Source organism: Cryobacterium sp. M15 (assembly GCF_002929675.1).
GTDB lineage: Bacteria > Actinomycetota > Actinomycetes > Actinomycetales > Microbacteriaceae > Cryobacterium > Cryobacterium lyxosi.
In genome coordinates, this window is the sequence record NZ_PJJW01000026.1 from 1 (window position 1) to 18,545 (window position 18,545).

An 18,545-nucleotide genomic window follows, 5' to 3' on the forward strand; every position below is an offset into this window, starting at 1 on the left:
CTGACCATCCCACGGTGGCTCCTCGCGTTGGCGAAGCAACGCTCAAGGCCGGGAAACTCCACCACTCAATGGGACATGACCCACCGCGCAAGCCCGTCTATCGTGGGCACAGAGTGGTTCAGGCGGTATTGACTGCACTGAGCTCTCTCATGATCGCGGCGGTTGCCTGGCTGGTGCCCCAGTCGGCCGAAGCTCCAGCACTGGCTGCCATGAAGTCCGACCGCATAGTCACGGTGACGGAGGACGCCACCGAAATCGTGATGAGGCCAACGGGCGTCGAAAGCCCCGTGGGAGTGTTCTTTCAGCCCGGCGCTCGAGTCGATGCTCGGGCTTATTCCGCGATTCTTCGACCACTGGTTGAGTCGGGGCACCTGGTGGTTATTGCCAAGCAACCCCTCGGAGTTGCTTTTCTGTCTACCGGAGCGTTTGCAGCGGCCCGGGCCGCGCATCATCCGGTCACTCGCTAGGTTGTCGGAGGTCACTCCCTCGGCGGACTTGTGGCGGCGACAGACGCTGAAACTTTTACCGGGACCGCTCGCGACCCGGTCGTCGGGCTGCTGCTCTTCGCCTCCTACCCAGCGACGAACATGGCTCAGGTGAACGTCGCCGTGTTGTCGATCTCGGGGTCGAACGATGGCTTGTCAACCCCAGCCAAAATTGCTGCAGCGAAGCCGGCGCTCCCGGCCGCCGCCCGCTACCTCGTGGTGGAAGGCGCAGTTCACGCGTTCTTCGGAGACTACGGGCGTCAGGATGGGGACGGCAAACCCACCATCAGTCACAAACAGGCTCGCGCGCAGATTGCTGCCGAAAGCGTCGCTTTTGTGAACGGGATCGGCAGCTAATCGTTCTCGCCCACCGTGCAGGGCGCCCCCGGCTGGTGCGAGTCCGACGAGCACAAAACGGGCCGTGTTCTCGGCATCAAGGGTGTCAGATTCCAAGACGTGGGCATCTTCCACTTAAAAAAAGGTTTGACCCCTAAGATTTGAGCGAGTTGCGGATTACCCGAGACTGGCACCACTGATCGAAGGTAAATCGTGAAATATCTTGTAGCTACGGTGCGACTTTCTGTCGCGACACTGGGCACGGTGGCGATTCTGTCGACATTTTTCGACACGGCCACGCGCGCGACGATCAACCCGTTCAACTTCTTCGGGTTTTTCACCATGCAAAGCAACATTATTCTGGTTGTTGTGCTGCTGGTCGCCGCGGTCGTGTCCCTCTCCGGACGACCCCAATCCCGGTCGTTGATGTTGGCGCGAGGTTGTGCCACAACCTACATAGTCATCACCGGCGTCGTGTATAACGTGTTGTTGGCTGGACTTGAAGGTGGCGTGTCGCTCGCGTGGGCCAACTCCGTCTTGCACGTAATCCTGCCCCTCTATGCCGCACTGGATTGGGTGATTTTCAGCGACCGCAGTGCCCTTCCGCTCAATAAAATATGGGTTGCGCTGGTCTACCCCATCGTGTGGATCATCGTCGTCACCATTCGCGGGGCAACCGACGGATGGGTGCCCTACCCATTCCTCGATCCCGCACAGGGCTACGGCGTCGTCATGATCTACGCTCTGGCCATTGCTATCGCAACTGTCGTCTTTGCTGCAATTATCTGGGCCATCAGTCGATTGCAGCTCGTGAGTAATTTCACACCTGGCGATGGTCCCGAAACCCGGCTCTCGGAACTTGGGCTGCCCCCCATCATTCACAGATGACAGCCCCGATAGTCGATAAACACTTCGACATGGTTGCAAGCCGAACTCGAGTCATATTCCGCACGGCTCCCGAAGTGCAATCTGTCTTATAACCGATGTGTTTCGACACGCTGAGGGCACGAGACACCGCCGGTCTGAACCGAATTGGGGCGGAGCTACCCGCAGAGACTCCACTTCGCGATCAATGAGACGGCCGTCGCGAATGCATCGTGACCGGGCCTGTTCAAGAATGCGTGATGAGTGCCCTGCAGGACGTGGTGCTGTACGTCTACTCCGTAGGTGGAAAGTTCTAATGCGAATGTGTCACCGGACGCGCGCATGTTGTCCTTCTCTGCGTTGATTGAGAGGGTTCTCGGAAACCGGTGCAGGTCGTGACCGCCGGGGAACGCGAATCTATTAGCGAGTACGGCCTCTGAACCGGCGTAGTTGCGGTTCATCGCATTCAGGCCCCAGACGGAATGTGTGATCCGGCGGTGACCGCGAGCCCGCTGCTGTACGTCATCTGTTCGCTGGTGCCTGGCATGGAAAAACCCGTATGCAAGTACGGCACCGACCGGGGGTAGACCTTCGTCGGTGGCGCGAAGGGTTGCGGCAGCGGCGAGGCAGGCTCCAGCGCTCGCTCCACCCAGAATCACTCCCTGGGGTGACCGCGCACGCACCTTACGGTACGCGGCGAGCACATCGTTGAGTGGCAACGGAAAGCGCCCCCTGGACAGGCCCGCACGTGTCTTCATCCAGCTCAAACCCGGAGGCGGAGCAAGTCGGTAGTCCACTGTCGCGACCGTCATCCCGTGCCGGGCGAGCGATTGTGCAACGGCATGCGCTTCAGGCTGATCGAGACCGCCTCGGAAAAAACCGCCTCCATGCAGCCAGAGCAAGGTTGGCCCAGCTGCTGTCGGGCCGATGGGCGTTGGTTCGTACCAGCGAACTGGAACCAAATCGTGAGAACTGACATCGGTTGCGGAGACGGTCCGCGCCGGGCTACGCAACCGCAACGTCGCCTGCTTCAGGGGTATCGGCGTTGCGAATCTTGGGTGCCCATCCTGAGAGGATGGCTGCAGTAGCTAGTGCCAATTGACCGACGTACGGCAGGACTGCCGAAGCGATCGACGTACTGGCGCCATTCGTTCCGAAGGTGTCAGCTATCGACATCCCAATACTGAAACCCGCGAAGAAGCGGAAGAAGACTGCGCCGCCGATGATGCTCAGCAAGAGCATCGACACTCGTCTTGGTGTCATCCACATCTGGCTCCGTCGTGCCGCGAGAATAAAGACAGTCACCGCTAAACCACCCCAGAATGCCGCCCACAACGTCACGCCGACTATTGCCGTCGATGGACTGAACTGATCGACCTCAATCATTCGCGCGTAGATAGCGTCGAAACTCAGCGCTGGCACTTTCGACTGCGGGTTCCACACCAGAAGATCGACCGCACCGATCACGATCACCATGCCAACTGCAGCAACACCGAGCAAAGCGACTGGGATCCTCTTCGAACGGCTGGCTACACGTCGTTCTAGTGAGATCGGGGATGGACCGGTCACCACCACGAGCCCTACCAGGAACCCGAACGCTGACAAGAGGATTCCGGCCAGCATCACAGTCCGATGGGCGTCGAAGGTGACGGCCAGGGCGATTGTAACGGGGCCTGTCACGGCAGCCGCTGTAGCAATTCTGGCAAGGGTTGATCGGGCCATGATCGCAGCACGGCCGAAGTACAGCACGCCGACCAAGACGGCCAGTATCGCCAGACGAAAGCTGATCCACGCAACTGCGCTGAGTGTGACGAGCGCCTGCGGAGAGACATCGCGTCCCTCCGGCACGATTCCACCGTTGGTGAGCCACGCTCCCGTAAGAACAACCGCCGCGGCCGCGAAAAGTCCAAGTCCTCGGCGCGTGAAACGGCGCGGCACTGCACCGCGAGGCTCCATTGTGTGTGCGGGCAGATCGCGGTCAATCGTCAAAGTGAGCGCTGCAGCCCCGCGAGCGATGTCGCGTCGCCGGAGACCGGCATCCGCCGCGGCCAAAGAGTCTGCGCGCCATTCCTCGAGATAGCGGGCGCGTACGGCGCCGGGCAGCATGAGCGCAATGATGCGAAGAACCACGTCGCCCTTCATGCGAGGGTCCCAGCCGCGATCTCACTCGGGACGGCAACGACTCGGACCGCCCGTGCGCGACCGCGCAATTCAGCCGCGGCGACCACTTCCCTCGCGGCCGCAGCTCCGTCCGAAGTCAACTCGTAAAGGCGTCTACGTGGACCAGTCCGTTCGGAATCATCCTCCCAATTTGATGTCACCCATCCCGATCCTTCCAACCGCTCCAAAATGGGGTACACACTGCCTGCCGGGCGACCCGTCTTTTTCACGACGAGCAGCCCCCAGATGGGCGCTTCGCCACCAAGAAAGACATTCAGCACATCGACGGTGGCCGGAGTGACACGACTGAGAGGAACCATGACGTGAAACTACCACTATATATATAGAGATGCATTGTCCGATTTCAAACAGCGCACTCGATGGCCTGGACGCACCCCGACGCGCTCTCTACTGGGGAGCAATAGTCGGTCAGTTCCGCGCCAGGTCGACACGCCACCACGGACCCTGGCTCTGTGCCCTCGAGGGTCCGCTAATCGCGAATATAGCGAGAATCAGAGGACCAGTCCCGACTGAATGAGTCAGGGCGAGGACCGGGGCGAAGGCGTGCCGCGTCGTGTAGCGGCGGCGCAACTAGAAGTCGTGGTCGCGCAGCCAGGAGAGGAGCTCGTCCTCACGCCGGGAGGTGTCGGACTGTTGCCACGCGCCCAGGTCTCGCGCATCGACGAGGAGGCCGTCGCGCAGGTAGACGACGCGGTCGGCGCGGGCAGCGCACGCGGGGTCATGGGTGACCATCATGATCGTGGTGCCGTCCCGATGCACGCCGGTGAGGGCGTCCATCACCTCGAGGGTCATGCTGCTGTTCAGGGCTCCGGTGGGCTCGTCGGCGAAGAGCACTGCGGGCTTGCTGGCCAGAGCCCGGCAGATCGACGCGCGTTGCAGCTGGCCGCCCGACACCTGGGTGATGCCGTGGTGGGCGACGTGCGCGATGTCGAATCGCTCGAGCATCGCGTCGACGCGGGCTTCGACTTCGGCGCGGGCTGTGGGCTGTGCCTTGAGCGCGGGCAGCAGAATGTTGTCGCGCAGATTGAAGTTGGACAAGAAGTACGCCTGCTGGAAGATGAAACCCATCTTGGTGAGCCGAGTGTGGCTCATGGCGCGTTCGCTCAGCTTGGTGAGGTCGAGGTCGCCGAGGCGCACGTGGCCCGCGGTCGGCCGGTCCATTCCGCTGACGCAGTACAGCAGCGTGGATTTTCCGGAGCCCGAGGCGCCCATGACGGCGAGGAATTCGCCTTGGCGAACGGCGAGATCGATGCCGTTGAGCACTCGGGTGGGCGGCTCGGTCGAGTGGTAGGTCTTTTCCAGGCCGGTCGTGACGAGGGCGGTGGTGACGAGCGCGGGAGAAGTCGAAGGTGCTTCGGAGAGCGTCATGGGTGATCCGTTCGGGGATTCGTGATTCGCGGGACGGGGCGTGTGCATCATGCGCGCAGCCACGCGCTCGTGTCGCCGCGACGCAGCCGCGACGACACGACCACGGCACTGATCGTGCCGACGGCGATGAGCAGCAGCGGGTAGGCCACATAGACGAGCAGCGGGTTCGGAATAAACGCCAGGTTCGAGATGCCGAGACCGGCGAGAGAGATCGCTGCGCCCACGAGAGCCTCGCCGAGGGTCGCAGCGACGACGACGCCGAGCAGGGTGCCGATCACGACGGTGAGGATCCCCTTGAACCGTAGCTGTGCCGCGAGCTCCGATCCGGAGAATCCGAGCGCGGAGAGGATACCGGAGCGGCGCTTCTCGCGGGCGAGACGCAGGGTGAGATTCAGGGTCGTGATGAGCGCGGCGACCCCGATCGCGAACACGATGGCGAGAAGCGCCGCGTTGAAGAGAGCACTGGTGACGTAGCTGAGGGTCTGCGAGACGTACTCGCGCATCGGCACGACGGTCGCGGCCGGGAACCGGTCGCCGTAGTCGGTGGCGATCACGGTGGGGTCCTGCCCGGCGGCGGCGGTGGCGTAGTAGATGTAGCCGGTGACAACACCGGGCGCGTCGCCCGCCATCTTGGCGGTCTGGCCGCCGCTGGTGATGTCCTGATAGACACCATTCACCGTCAGGGCCACCTCGCTTCCGTCACGGCGCACCGTGAACGCGTCGTCGACGTCGACACCGAATCGGTCGGCGTTGAGCACCGACAGCGAAATCTCCCCGGCGGAGGGTGGCCCGCCTCGCAGGTACTGGATCGTGTTCCCCGAGTAGTCCCCGACCTCGACGCGCATCGACTCCCACCCCTCGTCCCCGGGCGTCTCGACAAGTTCGTTGGCGAACCTGTGCACCTGGGCGAGACGGGAGTCGGTGGCAAATGCCGTATCCGCTTCCTCCCGCACCTGCTCCAGATCGTCGGAGAATTGCAGGTCGAGACGCAGGTCACTCTCGGGCGCACCCATGTAGGTTACGAAGTTCGGGCTCTGGAAAGTGGTGAGCAGGTTCGTCGGCAACGTGATCAGAACCACGGCGAGCAGGAAGACGAGCGGCAGCAGCATCCACTGGCCGGCCTCGGAGCGGAGGTCGACGAGCGAGATTCGACGGCCCAGGTCGCCGCCGCCGTACGAGGCGAACGCCGAGCGGCGCACCCGGCGGGCAAGCCGCTTCCCGCGTCGGGCGGTTTGCCGCTCGTTGAGGGTCGAGCCGTGGACGAGGGCGCTGACGACCTCAATGCGATTGATTATGCGCAGCACGCGGCGGCAAATTGCGATGACGACGAGGAACACCGTGGCGAGCGCGGCGATCGGAACGAAAAAGGTCAGGGCTGTGACGGGGGCGGTGGCGTAGCTCGCCTGCATGCCGCTGGTGAGCGCCTGCGACGCGACGATCGCGAGCCCTCCGCCGATCACGCAGGCGATGAGCGTCATCGCGCTGTATTTCGACAAGTACAGACCGGAGATGGTCGAGTTCGGCAGGCCGATCGCTTTCATCGCGCAGATCTGATGAACCTCGTCCTGCAACGTGCCGCGGATGACGAAGCGCACGTTGAGGAGGGCGATAGCGATGAGTAGCAGGCTCACGAACATCAATGCGATCGCGACCAGGCCGTCGCTGATGGCGTTGATGATGCGGATCATGTCGCCGGTGACGGCCTGCCCGTTCTTCGGCAATGACTGATCCGACTCGTAGGCGGCCTGGAAATCACTCGCCTGTGCCGCGTCGGTGAGCCGGTACTCAACGATGATCTCGGGACTACCACCGCTCGTGCCCAGTCGCTCGAAATCGGCGTCGGAGACGAGAAACCGCGTCGCGGAGGAGAGCGATGAGGCCATTTGCGAATCACGCACAAAGCCCGCGATGACAAAGTCCTCGATGCCGAGATCAGTGCGGATGCGCAGTTCGTCACCGGCTTGCAGCCCGAAGCGCTGCTGATAGGCGACAGGCACAAAGGCCTCACCGTCAGCCGGGTACGCGATGGCGCTGTCGGTGTCGAGCAGGAAATCGAACGCGGTGTTCTGCGTGACGAAGAGGTTGTCGATAAGGCTCTCCGCCAGGGTGCCGGACTCCGTCGTGCCCGGTCGAGCCCAGGCGATTGCGGCGCTGTCGTAACCGACCATGTCCTCGATAAGCCACGAGTCGATTTCCGGATGCGCGGTGGCGAAGGCATCCAGTGCCGCTTTGTCGTAAGCACCCTTATGCATTTGCAAGAAGTGAGGCGGCTTGGCTTGATCGAACAAGGCGTTCACCGAGCCGAGCGTGCGCTCCATCACCATCGCGCCGCTCGCCATCAGGAAGGCGCTAAGGACGAGGACCACGAGCAAAGCGATGTTCACGCCGGGGTTCTTGCGCAGGTCGTTGAGCGTGTACTTGAAGTGCATGTGCTGCGGTGCCTCCGACGACAAGACCCCGATACCGGGGATTTGGAGCGACATCCAGGTGAGTACCCAGTGATACACGATGTCGAGAACAAGGTTGAACAGGTCGACGCCGGCGACATTCCGCGTCTCCCTGCGTTTGCGAAGCGCGTGGGTCCACAGTCCGCTGAGACCGTAGATGTACAGGATATCGAGGACCCCCTCCCAGAAATTGCCTCGGAACCAGATCTCCAGGACGCCCTCTCGACGACCGGCGACCAGAGAGATGCCGCGGGCCGATACGGCGGGGAGGAGCAAGACTCCGTATGGCGAGAACCAACACAGGGCATACGCAAGCGGCCGAAAAAGTCAGCAACCACCCCTGTCAGGAAGCCCGATTTGCGGATACTCTTCGCCGCAGGCGCGCGTGCGTGCGATCAATGCCAATGCATTTGGCTGAAGGCTACGTATCAACGCTGTCGCACTAATCGTCGGGATCGTCCCGATGGGCGAAAACCCATAGGAGTGAATCGTGAAGAAGAACATCAAACTGGTGCTCGGCGCGAGCGCAGCCGCGCTAATCGCCGTGTCGTTGGGCGCTGCACCGGCATCAGCGCATGTGCCGAAATCGGTGCGCGGTAACGTAGTGCTGACCGCCCACCTCACGGAGCTGAACGACTCGGGAGCGTCGGGTAAGGCGGTCGCCATTGTTCGCGGCGAGACAATCCGGGCGATCGGAATCCGCGCGCGGGGTTTGACGCCCGACGCTCCCCACGCCCAGCACATCCACTATGGCGAACAGGCCATGAACGAATGCCCCACGCTGGCGTTGGACAAAAACGGCGACGGGCGACTGAACACCGTCGAGGGGGTACCGGCCTACGGCCCTGTTGTGGTGTCCCTGAACACCAGCGGAGACACCACGCCGGACAGTTTCCTCGACGTTACCCGGTTCCCCGTCGCGAAAAACGGCTCCTATAGCTACCTTCGCACCAACATCCGCTTCACGGACGTAGCCGGAATCGGATACCCAGGAGCCGAGGGGCTCGGCACCGCCGCGCAAATCGCCGAAGCCATCCGCGCCGGCGAGGGCGTCGTAGTCATCCACGGAAACGACTACGACGGCAACGGCACGTACAACCTCAGCGATCCCGAGGGTGCGAGCGAACTCAACCCAGCTCTCCCCGCCGAGGTAACCGACCCGGTCGCCTGCGGAGTCCTGCGCTAGCTGCGAGCGTCCGGCTAAGACTGAGGTCCAGGCACCGTGCGAGCGCCCACAGCGCCGTACGGTCCTGGACCTCACCCTTCGACAGAAGGTCAAGACCCTGGCTCGCCTGCGCCAGGGTCTTGTCGTCCTGGTTCATCTTTTCCAGTCTCCTCGAGAAGGCTAGCCCTGGCGTCACGAGTGACCTACCTTGGTATCAGTGGCATGCCCCGGCGATTAATTCATACCGACGAATGTCGGCGGGCGCCGCTATCGAGTAAGGGAGCTCACCGTGGCCTACAACGTCGCACAGAAACTCATCGCATCACACCTGGTCTCCGGGGAGATGGTGCCGGGAACCGAAATCGGCCTGCACATCGACCAGACCCTCACCCAGGACGCGACCGGCACCCTGGTCATGCTGGAGTTGGAGGCGTTGGGACTGGATCGCGCTCGCACGGAGGTTTCCGTGCAGTACGTCGACCACAACCTGTTGCAGGCCGATAGTAAGAACGCGGAGGACCACGATTTTCTCCGCTCCGCCTGCCAACGGTTCGGCCTGTGGTTTTCGAAGGCCGGCAACGGGGTGTCACACCCCACGCACATGCAGCGCTTCGGTCTCCCCGGCAAGACCATGGTTGGCTCCGACAGCCACACCCCGGCCGCCGGCTCACTGGGGATGCTGGCCATCGGCGTCGGCGGCACCGAGGTAGCCCTGGCCATAGCCGGCGAGCCCTTGTACATCAGGATGCCCGAAATCTGGGGCGTGAAGCTCACCGGACAATTGCCGCCGTGGACCAGCGCCAAAGACGTCATCCTCGAAATGCTGCGCCGGCACGGCGTCAAGGGAGGCGTCAATCGAATCGTCGAATACTACGGCCCCGGCCTCGCAACCCTGACCGCGATGGATCGGCACGTGATCGCCAATATGGGCGCCGAACTGGGCGCGACCACCACCATTTTTCCGGCCGATGATCAAGTGCGAACCTTTCTGCGCGCCGAACAGCGCGAGCAGGATTTCACCGAACTGCTTGCGGACGAGGATGCGACCTACGACGTGACCGAAGAGATCGACCTGGCTTCGATCGTGCCGTTGATTGCGCTTCCCAGTTCGCCCGGCAACGTCGTGCCCGTACGCGAAGTGGCGGGGCGTCCGGTGGAACAGGTCGTGATCGGGTCCTCCGCGAATCCGGGCCTACGTGATTTCGCGATCGTTGCCGCGATCACGAAGGGGCGGCAGTCATTTCCCGGCCTGTCCCTCGACGTCAATCCCAGCTCCCGGCAGATTCTGCAGGACCTCACCATCATGGGGGCCACCCTGGATTTGATCGGGGCGGGCGCCCGGCTGCATCAATCCGGCTGCATGGGCTGCATCGGTATGGGCCAGGCCCCGGCGAATGGCAGCATCAGCCTGCGCACGATGCCGCGCAACTTTCCCGGTCGCTCGGGCACCCAGGAAGACTCGGTCTACCTGTGTTCGCCGGAGACCGCCGCCGCCGCTGCGCTGACAGGACAGATCACCGATCCGCGCGACCTGCCCGGGCTCTTCGGCTTGGAATATCCCCAGATCACGCTTCCGGCGGTGTCGAGCGTGAACCTGGCGATGCTCGAGAAGCCCTTACCTCCGGAGGAATCCATCGGGGTGCATCTAATCAAGGGCGAAAACATCTCTTCACTGCCGGTCTTCGGACCGCTCTCCGAGCGCATTGAGGCACCCGTCGCCCTGATCGTGGGTGATGACATTTCGACGGATGAGATCCTGCCGGCGGGTGCTCGCGTGCTTCCTTTCCGCAGCAACGTTCCCAAGCTCGCCGAGTTCACCTTCGACCAAGTCGACCCGACCTACCCGACTCGCGCCGCCCTCACCCGGGATACGACCGGCCACATGATCGTTGCAGGGGCCAATTATGGGCAAGGCTCCTCTCGAGAGCACGCCGCGATCACCCCGCGCTTTCTCGGACTGCGGGTGGTGCTGGCGGTCTCGTTCGCACGCATCCACTGGCAAAACCTGGCCAACTTCGGCGCGCTGGCGCTCCAGTTCGCGGATCCGGCCGATCACGATCGCATCGCGCAGGATGACGTGCTCGTGCTCGACGGGATCCGGGAGGCTCTCTCGAACGGAACGGAGATCCTCGTGCGCAACACAACGCGTGATGAGGTCTACTCCGTGCGCCACGAACTCTCGACCCGGCAAATCGAAATGCTCCTCGTCGGTGGCCTCATCCCGTGGCTGCGCACCCGGACCGCGCGCGGAGCCGCCAATCCCGTGGAAACCAAATAGACCCGCGCCGTTTGATGTCCCCAGGATTGGCGGCTCTATGCGCCCGGACCGGACGCAACAACCAGCCACACACGACGATCACAGTACCGTTGACACGCGCGCAGCGGTAGCGGAGCATGAGGGAAATGAAAGTTGAGAACGACATGCAAAAGAAGTCGCTCACCGCACTCGTGCGCCACCATCTCAATCACGCACGGGACGCATCCAGTGGTCGCAGCGCGGAGACCGTATACGGCGGCCACGCGCACGTCCTCCGCCAAACGCTGATCGCTCTGCGTGCCGGTCAACACCTCGGAGAACACGACAACCTGGCCGAAGCGACCGTGCAGGTCCTCGAGGGGCGGGTAGTTCTCACCTCGGATGGCGCATCGTGGTCTGGATGGCGCGGGGACCTGATCACGATGCCGCCGGGCCGCAACTCGCTGGAGGCCGTCGAGGACGCGGTCATCTTGCTCACCGTAGCCAAGCTCATCGCTCCGGCGGCGCCCTGAGCCGATTGCACTCGACCGGTCGACGGCAGATAGTGCCGCTGACGGGCCTACTTTTCGAAGAGCACCAACAAACTACTTTTCAACGAGCATCAACAACCCTAATACCGCCTCAACCAGGCAGCAGAACGCCCAGGGTGACTGCGCCTGACGCGCTGGCAGAAGCGATCCCGGGGAGGGAATCCTCGATGGCCACGATCCGGTCCAGGGATAAACCGTCAATGTCGCGTCCCAGCCGCTCCTCTGCCATCAAGTAGGGCTCGGGGTGGGGCTTGCCGCGGGAGACCGTTTCGCCGGTGATCATGAACTCGAAGGCCCCCATGGGCAGGTGCCGGACTACCTCCGCGGCCAGAGACTGACGACTCATGGTCACGAGCGCAGAACGTACACCCGCGACGCGCAGTTGGGCCAGTAATTTCCTGGAGCCCGGCCGCCAGGATACATCCCGCTTGACCTGGTCCAGCACGAAGTTCGAGAGGCGCTGGATGATGTCACCGATGGGCAGCGCCGTTCCGGCATCCTGCATGATTCGGGCCGAGGCCGGCAGGGCTTTTCCGATGAGGAGCGTGGCCAGGTCCTCGGTCCAGTCCATCCCGAAAGTCGACGCGAGCTCACGTTGAGCTCGGAATCAGTATGGCTCCGTGTCCACAAGAGTGCCGTCCATGTCCCAAAGAACTGCTTGCAGCATCAGCCTGCACGCTGTTCTGTAGTAACCACCACGACCTGGACATCGACGCCTTGGGATCTCAACCCGTCCAAAATCTCATCCGAGATGCCGTCATCGGTGATCAGCTGGTCAATGTCGTGCCATTCCGTCATGAGATGAAGTGAGTCCTGTCCAAATTTTGAACTGTCCATCACCAGGACGCAGCGGCGTGAACTGGCCACCATCTGCTCCTTGAGCGCCACTATCTTCTCCTCCTGGTGATACACGCCTGTGAGATCGGCGCTGGTTCCGGAGAAGAACAGTGAGTCGGCGCGGATGGCGCGTGCCGCCTGTATGGTCCCAAGGCCCAGGAATGATTCATGAGCATGGTCGAAGTCGCCACCAAGGGCCTGAATGGCAGCCTCCCCGCTGGCGGCCAGGTCTGCCAGCGCGGGCAGGTAGTTAGTAGCAACCCGCAGATCTTCGATTCCCAGAAGGTGGGGAATCATGCGCGCTGCGGTCGTCGAATCGTCCAGCATGACCACTTCGCCAGCACGGACCTGCTGGGCCGCAGCCTTGGCAATAGCAAGCTTCTGGGGTATGGCGAGCAGGGACCGAAGTGACGCGGCAATTTCGTGGCTGCGGGTCCGCTCGACCACTACTCCCCCGTGGACTTTCCGCAGCAGCCCCCGGCGCTGCAGCTCATCCAGGTCACGGTGCATGGTCATGACCGAGACATCGAAGAGCGCTGCAAGGCTCTGGGGCGATGCCGACTTATCTTCGAGAAGGGTCTGCAATATGCCGTGGAGGCGTTCCTGCCGCGCGCTTCTGACAATCCGCTGACTCATCCAGGGCAACCTTTTCGGTAGGGGGCGCCCCGGCGGTGACGGGGCAGTTGTTCATTAGTAGTTATTTATAGCATCTTTGTTGTTATTAACAGTCGGTGAAGGGTTGAAAAACTTTTACCTTCGGCAAGAGTAAACGTGAGACACCGGACGGCCGTGGCACGCTCGAAGATAACTCGTTTAACCCAGCGATTACGGGGTTTTCTGCTTCTCACCATGCCCTCAACTCAGGGCCGTCATCGTCATTTTTTTGGTTTTACGAACCTTGAATGTTCGTGGAAGTATGTGGGCAGAACGAGTGAAAATCACATCTAATTGAGATATTTGGAGAGCTTCACGGGCCATGACCGTTTCCACAGCACCTTTGATCAAGGCACCCCCCGGTGCCGGCAGTCCCGGGACTCCTGGCCGTCCCCGGCCCGACTACCCAACCGCGCTCGTTGCCACGTCAACCCGGAAAAAGCGGAACCGACGGGCATATGCACTCTTTGCCTTACTGGCCTTCCCCAACATGATCCTGATTGCAGTCTTTGCATACTGGCCGGTGATCGGAAACATCTTCCTCAGCCTGACCAGTTGGGACATGGTGGCCCCGCAGCCCCTATTTGTCGGTATGGACAACTACATCCGGTTGTTCACCGACCCAGACTTCATGGACGTTATGGGCCGGACTCTGGTCTGGGTGAGCGCAGTCGTGGTCCTCAGCCTGGTGCTGGGACTGGCCATGGCCTTCCTTTTCAGCCTTCGCGCACCGGGGACACCGGCGGTGACTGCTATGGCCTTCAGCCCCCATGTCATATCTGGCGCAGCAGTGGCCGCCATCTGGCTGTTTATCTTCGACCCGAACTTTGGACTCTCCCGCGCGATCTTCGCCGTTTTCGGAAGCGACTCGCCGAACTGGACGACGGAGGCCTCCTGGGCGCTGCCGGCACTGATCATCGTGGCCGTATGGAAGGGTGTCGGTTTCGTAGCGATTGTCTACCTAGCGGCCCTGCAAGGGGTTCCCCATGACATCCAAGAAGCGGCACGGCTAGACGGCGCCAACCGCTGGCAGGTTCTCCGTCACGTCATCATGCCCCTGCTCTCTCCCACCACCTTCTTCCTGACCATCACCCAGATCATCAGCGCCTTCCAGTCCTTCGACCTGATCGCCATGATGACCGGCGGCGGCCCGGCCGGTTCCACCACGACCCTCAGCTGGTTCATCTACGAGCAGGGATTCAAATCATTTGATGCCGGCTACGCGGCCGCTGCGTCGGTCCTGATGTTCGTCATCCTGCTCTGCGTGACTGCCGCGCAATTGCGTTACGCCGAACGGAAGGTGCACTACTAATGCCTGCCTCCACCCTTCGGCCGTGGCGCCGCAGGACCCCGGTCTGGACTCTCGCACTGCTGGTACTGGCCGGACTGGTGTTCCTGATTCCGGCGTACTGGATGATCACGGCAGCATTCAAGCCCAACGGTGACATCTACCAGTGGCCGCTGAACCTGTGGCCGGAAACGTTCACCTGGGACAACTTCACAACTGCCTTTGCAGCCGCACCCTTTGACCGGTTCTTCCTCAATTCCCTCATCATCACCTCGATAGGTGCCACCGTGAAGCTTGTCCTGGCGGTCTGCACCGCCTACGCCTTCGCCTTCCTGCCATTCCCGGGCAAAAGGTGGCTGTTCCTCGGCATCCTGGGCGCACTCATGGTGCCCGGGCACGTCACCTTGCTGATCAACTACGTGACGGTCGGCAACCTCGGCCTCATCAATTCGTACGCCGGTATCATCCTCCCCGGACTTGGTTCAGCGTTCGGCACGTTCCTGCTCCGCCAACACTTCCTGTCACTGCCACCGGAGGTGATGGAAGCGGCCGAGCTCGACGGCGCCGGACACTTGCGCAGGCTGCTCCACTTCGCCCTCCCCATGTCCATCCCGGCGGTGGTGACCGTCGGCCTCATCGCAGTCATCGACGACTGGAACGAATTTATCTGGCCGATGCTCGTCACCAACACGCTCGACATGCGCACCATGCCCATCGGACTGATGTACCTCAAACAGACCGAGGGCATGAATGACTGGGGAGCCATCATGGCTGGAACCGTCCTGGTGGTCTTACCCATGCTCCTGCTATTCCTGGCCGCCCAGCGCTTCATCGTGGCGGGTCTGGCCGGCTCCGTCGTCAAACACTGACGACACCCACACTCTTCACCCTTCTCGCATCCCCATCCAAACCCCTCTAAGGAGCCTTTCGTGAACAATCAGTCTCAGCCCGCGCCGGTCCGGCGCGCCGTCAGCCGACGCGGATTCCTTAGCGGGCTCGGCATAGCCGCCATCGCCTTGCCCCTCCTCTCCGCCTGCGGCGCCACCGGCAGCAGCACCGCGGCGGTTTACTCCCAGCCCGGCGTCAAGGTGCCGGGTGAATACGCCGGCCGCACCGCCGTGGTGCTGTGGAGCCCCTTTGGCGGGAACAACGGTGCTGTCTTCGCACAGCTGATCAAGTCGTTCAACGACTCCCAAAATGACATCTACGCTGAAATCCAGCAGTTCGACGGGTACGACGGTGTGTCAGAGAAACTGACCGCGGGCCTGCAGGCCAAGCAGGTACCGGAGCTGGCGGTCCTGTCCGATGTCACGTGGAACCGGTACTTCCTTAACGGCACTCTCGAACCGCTCAATGCCCACCACAGCACCGGCTTCGGGCCCGGCACCTACCACCCGCGCTTCTACGACGAAGGCATCGTCCGGGATGAGTCGTACTGGGTACCTTTCGCCCGGTCCACGCCCTTGTTCTACTACAATAAGGAAATCTTCGCCGCCGCCGGGCTTCCGGACCGCGCCCCTGCCACCTGGGAAGAGTTCCGCGGCTGGGGCAAGGAAGTCTCCGGCATCAGCTACAAAGGGAACTCCGTGAAGATGCGTGCCCTCCACGGCGACGATGACTGGTACTTCAGCGGCCTCCTCTGGGCCTTCGGTGGAGCAATCTCCAAGAACCTGGACGTCAAACTCGACATCGCTGAGTCCATTGCCGCCGCCGAATTCGACCGCGCCACCGTTCACGAGGACAAGATCGCCTACCTGGCCCAAAGCTTCGTCACGGACTTCACCAACGGACAGGTTGCCACCATCACGCAATCCACAGGCGGACTGACGGCTCTGGCGAAGGACGCCAAGTTCGAGTTCGGGACCGGGTTTCTACCCAAAGGCATCAACCCGGGCGTCCCCACCGGTGGTGGCGGACTGTCCATCATGCGCAACGCTGACCCTGCCCGCAAGGCCGCGGCCGTCGAACTGCTCAAGTTCCTTGCTGCCGAAGAGGCATCCGCCACGTGGACCGCGCAGACCGGCTACCTGCCCGCAACCTCTGCCGCGCTGAAGTCAACCAAGGTGGCTGAGCTGATGGCAAAAGACGCCAACTACAAGGTTGCCGTGGACCAGCTGGCCATCGCTCAAGGGCCGGACCACGTCCGCAAGTACGTCAACAACGGCATCACCGAAATGAAGGATGTCATCCAGAAGCTCTACGTCAAGAACGAATCCGCCGAAAGCGTCATGCAGGCCGCCTCGCAGAACCTGCGCCGCGGCGCCGAGTCCATACGCGCCAAGTATAACGAAAAGGTCGCCTGACATGAACTTCCCTCACTTTGCCGTCGTGGGCCACCGAGGGGCTTTGACCCATGCGCCAGAAAACAGCATCGAATCGTTCCTGCTCGCCGAGCGCAGCGGGGCCACCGAGCTGGAGCTCGACATCCGCATCACCCGCGACGGAGTGCCCATCGTCCTGCACGACGCGACCCTTGCCCGCGTCGCAGCCGCACGGGGACCCCTAACAGACATACCAGTGACCGAGCTCTACTTCGAGCAGCTACGCACCGTCACATTGGGTTCCGGGCATCCCACGCTGACCTTCAGCGAGGTCATGGACGCAACCAGCGTTGAGCTTCAGGTCGAAATCAAAGACCCTGACGCGGTCCCCGCGCTGGCAAAGCTGGTAAACAGCCGCCCGGAAGATGCCGCACGGATCCGCTTCACCAGCTTCCAAGCTGAAGCCCTCTTTCGGCTCCGTGAGCACGCTCCGCTGGTTCCCCGCGGTCTCATCGTCAGCAGCTACGCCGACGCACAGAAGCATGACGGCGGACTCGACGCAATACTGGCAGCCACCGGGGCAAGCACCTTCTACTGCGGCTTCGACGGGCTGACCATCGAAGCAGTAGAACGACTCCACGAGGCTGGCTACGAGGTGCACACCTGGCCTCTCCGTACCCTCGTCGATGTCCAGCGCGCCCTCGAACTCGGCGTCGACGGCGGAACCAGCGACGATCCGGGCCTGGTGGTCCAATGGCTGGCCGAGACCGCACTGCTCAATTCAGCACGAGGAGCCGGCCGACGGTGAAATCCCACTAAGCATTCGAGGGATGACGTGTCTGCGGAGTGCAATTATTCAATTTACACATGTCAGCGCTCGAAAAGCAATGAGCCAAGGGAGGGTACCGTGCGCCTGCTTACCCACGACACGACACACCGTCTCTGGTGATGGAAGGGATAGGGCATTCGAGGATGACTTCGTGGATAAGGTCGGTGGTCACGGTGTCGGGGTTTGCCAATTGGACTGTGATTCGTTCCAGTTCGGCCATGTCTATTGCAACAATCGCGAGCATGAAGCAGATTTCGCCAGTGACGCGAAGGCACCGGACGATTTGATTGTCACGCTCGAGTATCTCGAACACCCTTGAGTCTTGGACTCCGCCTACGCTGAGCCTAACAACCGCGCAAAGAGCATACCCAAGGCTGGCAGCGTTGACTCTCGTCGTGTGCGACGTGATCACCCCACGCTGCTCTACCTAACGCCTGCAGCCGTATCCGAGTCGCTGAAATGCCGGGGTGCACGGTTGCTGCCAGGTCGGTCAGGGAGACGCGTCCGTCGTCTTGCATCGCCGTCACAATGCGACGATCCGTTGGATCGAGGGGACATGGAAGACGAGGGCCAGATCGTGGTCTCGATGTCGCAATCCGCGCCGTCGTTCGGGAAGAAGTTCACAGACCTGATTCACCTCGCAGACTCTTTGGGACTTGGTCGCTCCGCATTCAGCACAGGCTTCGACACCCTAGTCGTCTCGACCGGCGTCAGCTATCTTCTCTTACCACTCATCGACCAGGCAGCAGTTGATGGGGCGATTCCTGATGCGAGAAAGCTCACGGCGATCCTAGAAGACGCCGATGGTGAAGGTTGCTACTACTTCAGTCTCGACTCGAACAGTGCGGACGCCGTCGCCCACGTTGCCAAAACAGTATCTACAGGCAAAAGAAAACCCCTGAGTCCCAGTGTTTATATGGGATTCAGGGGTTCGAATCGCTGCGGAGACGGTGGGATTTGAACCCTAATACTGCCTCAACGAAGCAACGGGATCGGCCCGAAACCCGCGGAATTACGCGACTTTTCAATCATCTGAGCCCGGT

The 18,545-nt window shown here is 62.0% G+C and carries 18 protein-coding genes and 1 pseudogene; 10 read left to right on the plus strand and 9 right to left on the minus strand.

From position 1 onward, the window contains the following. Positions 1 to 209: 209 nt before the first annotated feature. Together CXY83_RS17985 and CXY83_RS01680 are read left to right on the plus strand one after the other, a co-directional pair. Positions 210 to 842 (plus strand): annotated as a pseudogene (locus CXY83_RS17985) (alpha/beta hydrolase). A gap of 192 nt (positions 843 to 1,034) precedes the next feature. Continuing rightward, complete coding sequence (locus CXY83_RS01680; RefSeq protein ID WP_199184854.1) at positions 1,035 to 1,709, plus strand: Pr6Pr family membrane protein; 675 nt, start codon at positions 1,035 to 1,037, stop codon at positions 1,707 to 1,709. 155 nt (positions 1,710 to 1,864) lie between these two features. Here CXY83_RS01680 and CXY83_RS01685 read toward each other — a convergent pair whose 3' ends face one another. The 5 genes from CXY83_RS01685 to CXY83_RS01705 all read right to left on the minus strand — a co-directional run bounded on the left by CXY83_RS01685 (position 1,865) and on the right by CXY83_RS01705 (position 7,957). Continuing rightward, positions 1,865 to 2,704 (minus strand): alpha/beta hydrolase, encoded by an 840-nt coding sequence (locus CXY83_RS01685; protein ID WP_369831114.1) that lies wholly within the window; start codon positions 2,702 to 2,704, stop codon positions 1,865 to 1,867. Beyond that, positions 2,691 to 3,827: a hypothetical protein gene (locus CXY83_RS01690; RefSeq protein ID WP_104195690.1), complete on the minus strand. Its 1,137-nt coding sequence runs from the start codon at positions 3,825 to 3,827 to the stop codon at positions 2,691 to 2,693. Before CXY83_RS01690 ends, CXY83_RS01685 begins: the two co-directional genes overlap by 14 nt. Beyond that, on the minus strand, positions 3,824 to 4,165 hold the full coding sequence (locus CXY83_RS01695; RefSeq protein WP_104195691.1) for a PadR family transcriptional regulator: 342 nt from the start codon (positions 4,163 to 4,165) through the stop codon (positions 3,824 to 3,826). Before CXY83_RS01695 ends, CXY83_RS01690 begins: the two co-directional genes overlap by 4 nt. A gap of 271 nt (positions 4,166 to 4,436) precedes the next feature. Beyond that, entirely contained in the window at positions 4,437 to 5,234 is a 798-nt protein-coding gene (locus tag CXY83_RS01700; RefSeq protein ID WP_104195692.1) for an ABC transporter ATP-binding protein, read from the minus strand. Between the two features lie 47 nt (positions 5,235 to 5,281). Then, positions 5,282 to 7,957 (minus strand): FtsX-like permease family protein, encoded by a 2,676-nt coding sequence (locus CXY83_RS01705; RefSeq protein WP_233200515.1) that lies wholly within the window; start codon positions 7,955 to 7,957, stop codon positions 5,282 to 5,284. A 214-nt stretch (positions 7,958 to 8,171) separates the two neighbouring features. Here CXY83_RS01705 and CXY83_RS01710 point away from each other — a divergent pair, with 214 nt between their 5' ends. From CXY83_RS01710 to CXY83_RS01720, 3 genes are all read left to right on the plus strand, one after another. Then, positions 8,172 to 8,867, plus strand: a complete 696-nt coding sequence (locus tag CXY83_RS01710) for a hypothetical protein (RefSeq protein WP_104195693.1) — start codon at positions 8,172 to 8,174, stop codon at positions 8,865 to 8,867. A gap of 268 nt (positions 8,868 to 9,135) precedes the next feature. Beyond that, a complete protein-coding gene (locus tag CXY83_RS01715) occupies positions 9,136 to 11,124 on the plus strand; it encodes an aconitate hydratase (protein WP_104195694.1) in 1,989 nt (662 codons plus the stop codon). Positions 11,125 to 11,249: 125 nt separating this feature from the next. After that, entirely contained in the window at positions 11,250 to 11,615 is a 366-nt protein-coding gene (locus CXY83_RS01720) for a cupin domain-containing protein (protein ID WP_233200516.1), read from the plus strand. 109 nt (positions 11,616 to 11,724) lie between these two features. Here the strand turns inward: CXY83_RS01720 and CXY83_RS01725 are convergent, their stop codons facing one another. Continuing rightward, on the minus strand, positions 11,725 to 12,204 hold the full coding sequence (locus tag CXY83_RS01725) for an HAD family phosphatase (RefSeq protein ID WP_104195695.1): 480 nt from the start codon (positions 12,202 to 12,204) through the stop codon (positions 11,725 to 11,727). A 95-nt stretch (positions 12,205 to 12,299) separates the two neighbouring features. Then, positions 12,300 to 13,106, minus strand: coding sequence for a DeoR/GlpR family DNA-binding transcription regulator (locus CXY83_RS01730; RefSeq protein ID WP_104195696.1), 807 nt, complete (start codon positions 13,104 to 13,106; stop codon positions 12,300 to 12,302). A gap of 508 nt (positions 13,107 to 13,614) precedes the next feature. On the opposite strand from CXY83_RS01730, the gene CXY83_RS01735 reads away from it, so the two are divergent. The 4 genes from CXY83_RS01735 to CXY83_RS01750 are packed head-to-tail and all read left to right on the plus strand — an operon-like array spanning position 13,615 to position 17,481. Further along, positions 13,615 to 14,436: a carbohydrate ABC transporter permease gene (locus CXY83_RS01735; protein ID WP_199184855.1), complete on the plus strand. Its 822-nt coding sequence runs from the start codon at positions 13,615 to 13,617 to the stop codon at positions 14,434 to 14,436. Further along, entirely contained in the window at positions 14,436 to 15,281 is an 846-nt protein-coding gene (locus CXY83_RS01740; RefSeq protein WP_104195698.1) for a carbohydrate ABC transporter permease, read from the plus strand. Before CXY83_RS01735 ends, CXY83_RS01740 begins: the two co-directional genes overlap by 1 nt. Positions 15,282 to 15,341: 60 nt before the next feature. After that, complete coding sequence (locus CXY83_RS01745; protein WP_104195699.1) at positions 15,342 to 16,715, plus strand: ABC transporter substrate-binding protein; 1,374 nt, start codon at positions 15,342 to 15,344, stop codon at positions 16,713 to 16,715. Between the two features lies 1 nt (position 16,716). Next, on the plus strand, positions 16,717 to 17,481 hold the full coding sequence (locus CXY83_RS01750; RefSeq protein WP_104195700.1) for a glycerophosphodiester phosphodiesterase family protein: 765 nt from the start codon (positions 16,717 to 16,719) through the stop codon (positions 17,479 to 17,481). A gap of 109 nt (positions 17,482 to 17,590) precedes the next feature. Here the strand turns inward: CXY83_RS01750 and CXY83_RS18500 are convergent, their stop codons facing one another. Both CXY83_RS18500 and CXY83_RS18505 read right to left on the minus strand, forming a co-directional pair. Further along, the gene (locus CXY83_RS18500; RefSeq protein ID WP_104195701.1) at positions 17,591 to 17,914 is read right to left on the minus strand and encodes an Lrp/AsnC family transcriptional regulator; all 324 of its coding nucleotides are present in this window, start codon (positions 17,912 to 17,914) and stop codon (positions 17,591 to 17,593) included. Continuing rightward, on the minus strand, positions 17,847 to 18,098 hold the full coding sequence (locus tag CXY83_RS18505) for an AsnC family transcriptional regulator (protein ID WP_369831115.1): 252 nt from the start codon (positions 18,096 to 18,098) through the stop codon (positions 17,847 to 17,849). The genes CXY83_RS18500 and CXY83_RS18505 overlap by 68 nt, the downstream gene beginning before the upstream one ends. On the opposite strand from CXY83_RS18505, the gene CXY83_RS01765 reads away from it, so the two are divergent. Next, positions 18,059 to 18,463 carry a PhzF family phenazine biosynthesis protein gene (locus CXY83_RS01765; RefSeq protein ID WP_104195703.1) on the plus strand — a complete coding sequence of 135 codons (405 nt, stop codon included), beginning with the start codon at positions 18,059 to 18,061 and terminating at the stop codon, positions 18,461 to 18,463. The genes CXY83_RS18505 and CXY83_RS01765 overlap by 40 nt on opposite strands. Positions 18,464 to 18,545 lie beyond the last annotated feature (82 nt).

Excerpts from the sequence above, each read along its gene's own strand:
- CXY83_RS01690 (WP_104195690.1), bottom strand. The coding sequence starts at position 3,827 with ATGAAGGGCGACGTGGTTCTTCGCATCATTGCGCTCATGCTGCCCGGC.
- CXY83_RS01695 (WP_104195691.1), bottom strand. The coding sequence starts at position 4,165 with ATGGTTCCTCTCAGTCGTGTCACTCCGGCCACCGTCGATGTGCTGAAT.
- CXY83_RS01700 (WP_104195692.1), bottom strand. The coding sequence starts at position 5,234 with ATGACGCTCTCCGAAGCACCTTCGACTTCTCCCGCGCTCGTCACCACC.
- CXY83_RS01720 (WP_233200516.1), top strand. The coding sequence starts at position 11,250 with ATGAAAGTTGAGAACGACATGCAAAAGAAGTCGCTCACCGCACTCGTG.
- CXY83_RS01725 (WP_104195695.1), bottom strand. The coding sequence starts at position 12,204 with ATGGACTGGACCGAGGACCTGGCCACGCTCCTCATCGGAAAAGCCCTG.
- CXY83_RS01730 (WP_104195696.1), bottom strand. The coding sequence starts at position 13,106 with ATGAGTCAGCGGATTGTCAGAAGCGCGCGGCAGGAACGCCTCCACGGC.
- CXY83_RS01735 (WP_199184855.1), top strand. The coding sequence starts at position 13,615 with ATGATCCTGATTGCAGTCTTTGCATACTGGCCGGTGATCGGAAACATC.
- CXY83_RS01740 (WP_104195698.1), top strand. The coding sequence starts at position 14,436 with ATGCCTGCCTCCACCCTTCGGCCGTGGCGCCGCAGGACCCCGGTCTGG.
- CXY83_RS01750 (WP_104195700.1), top strand. The coding sequence starts at position 16,717 with ATGAACTTCCCTCACTTTGCCGTCGTGGGCCACCGAGGGGCTTTGACC.
- CXY83_RS01765 (WP_104195703.1), top strand. The coding sequence starts at position 18,059 with ATGGAAGACGAGGGCCAGATCGTGGTCTCGATGTCGCAATCCGCGCCG.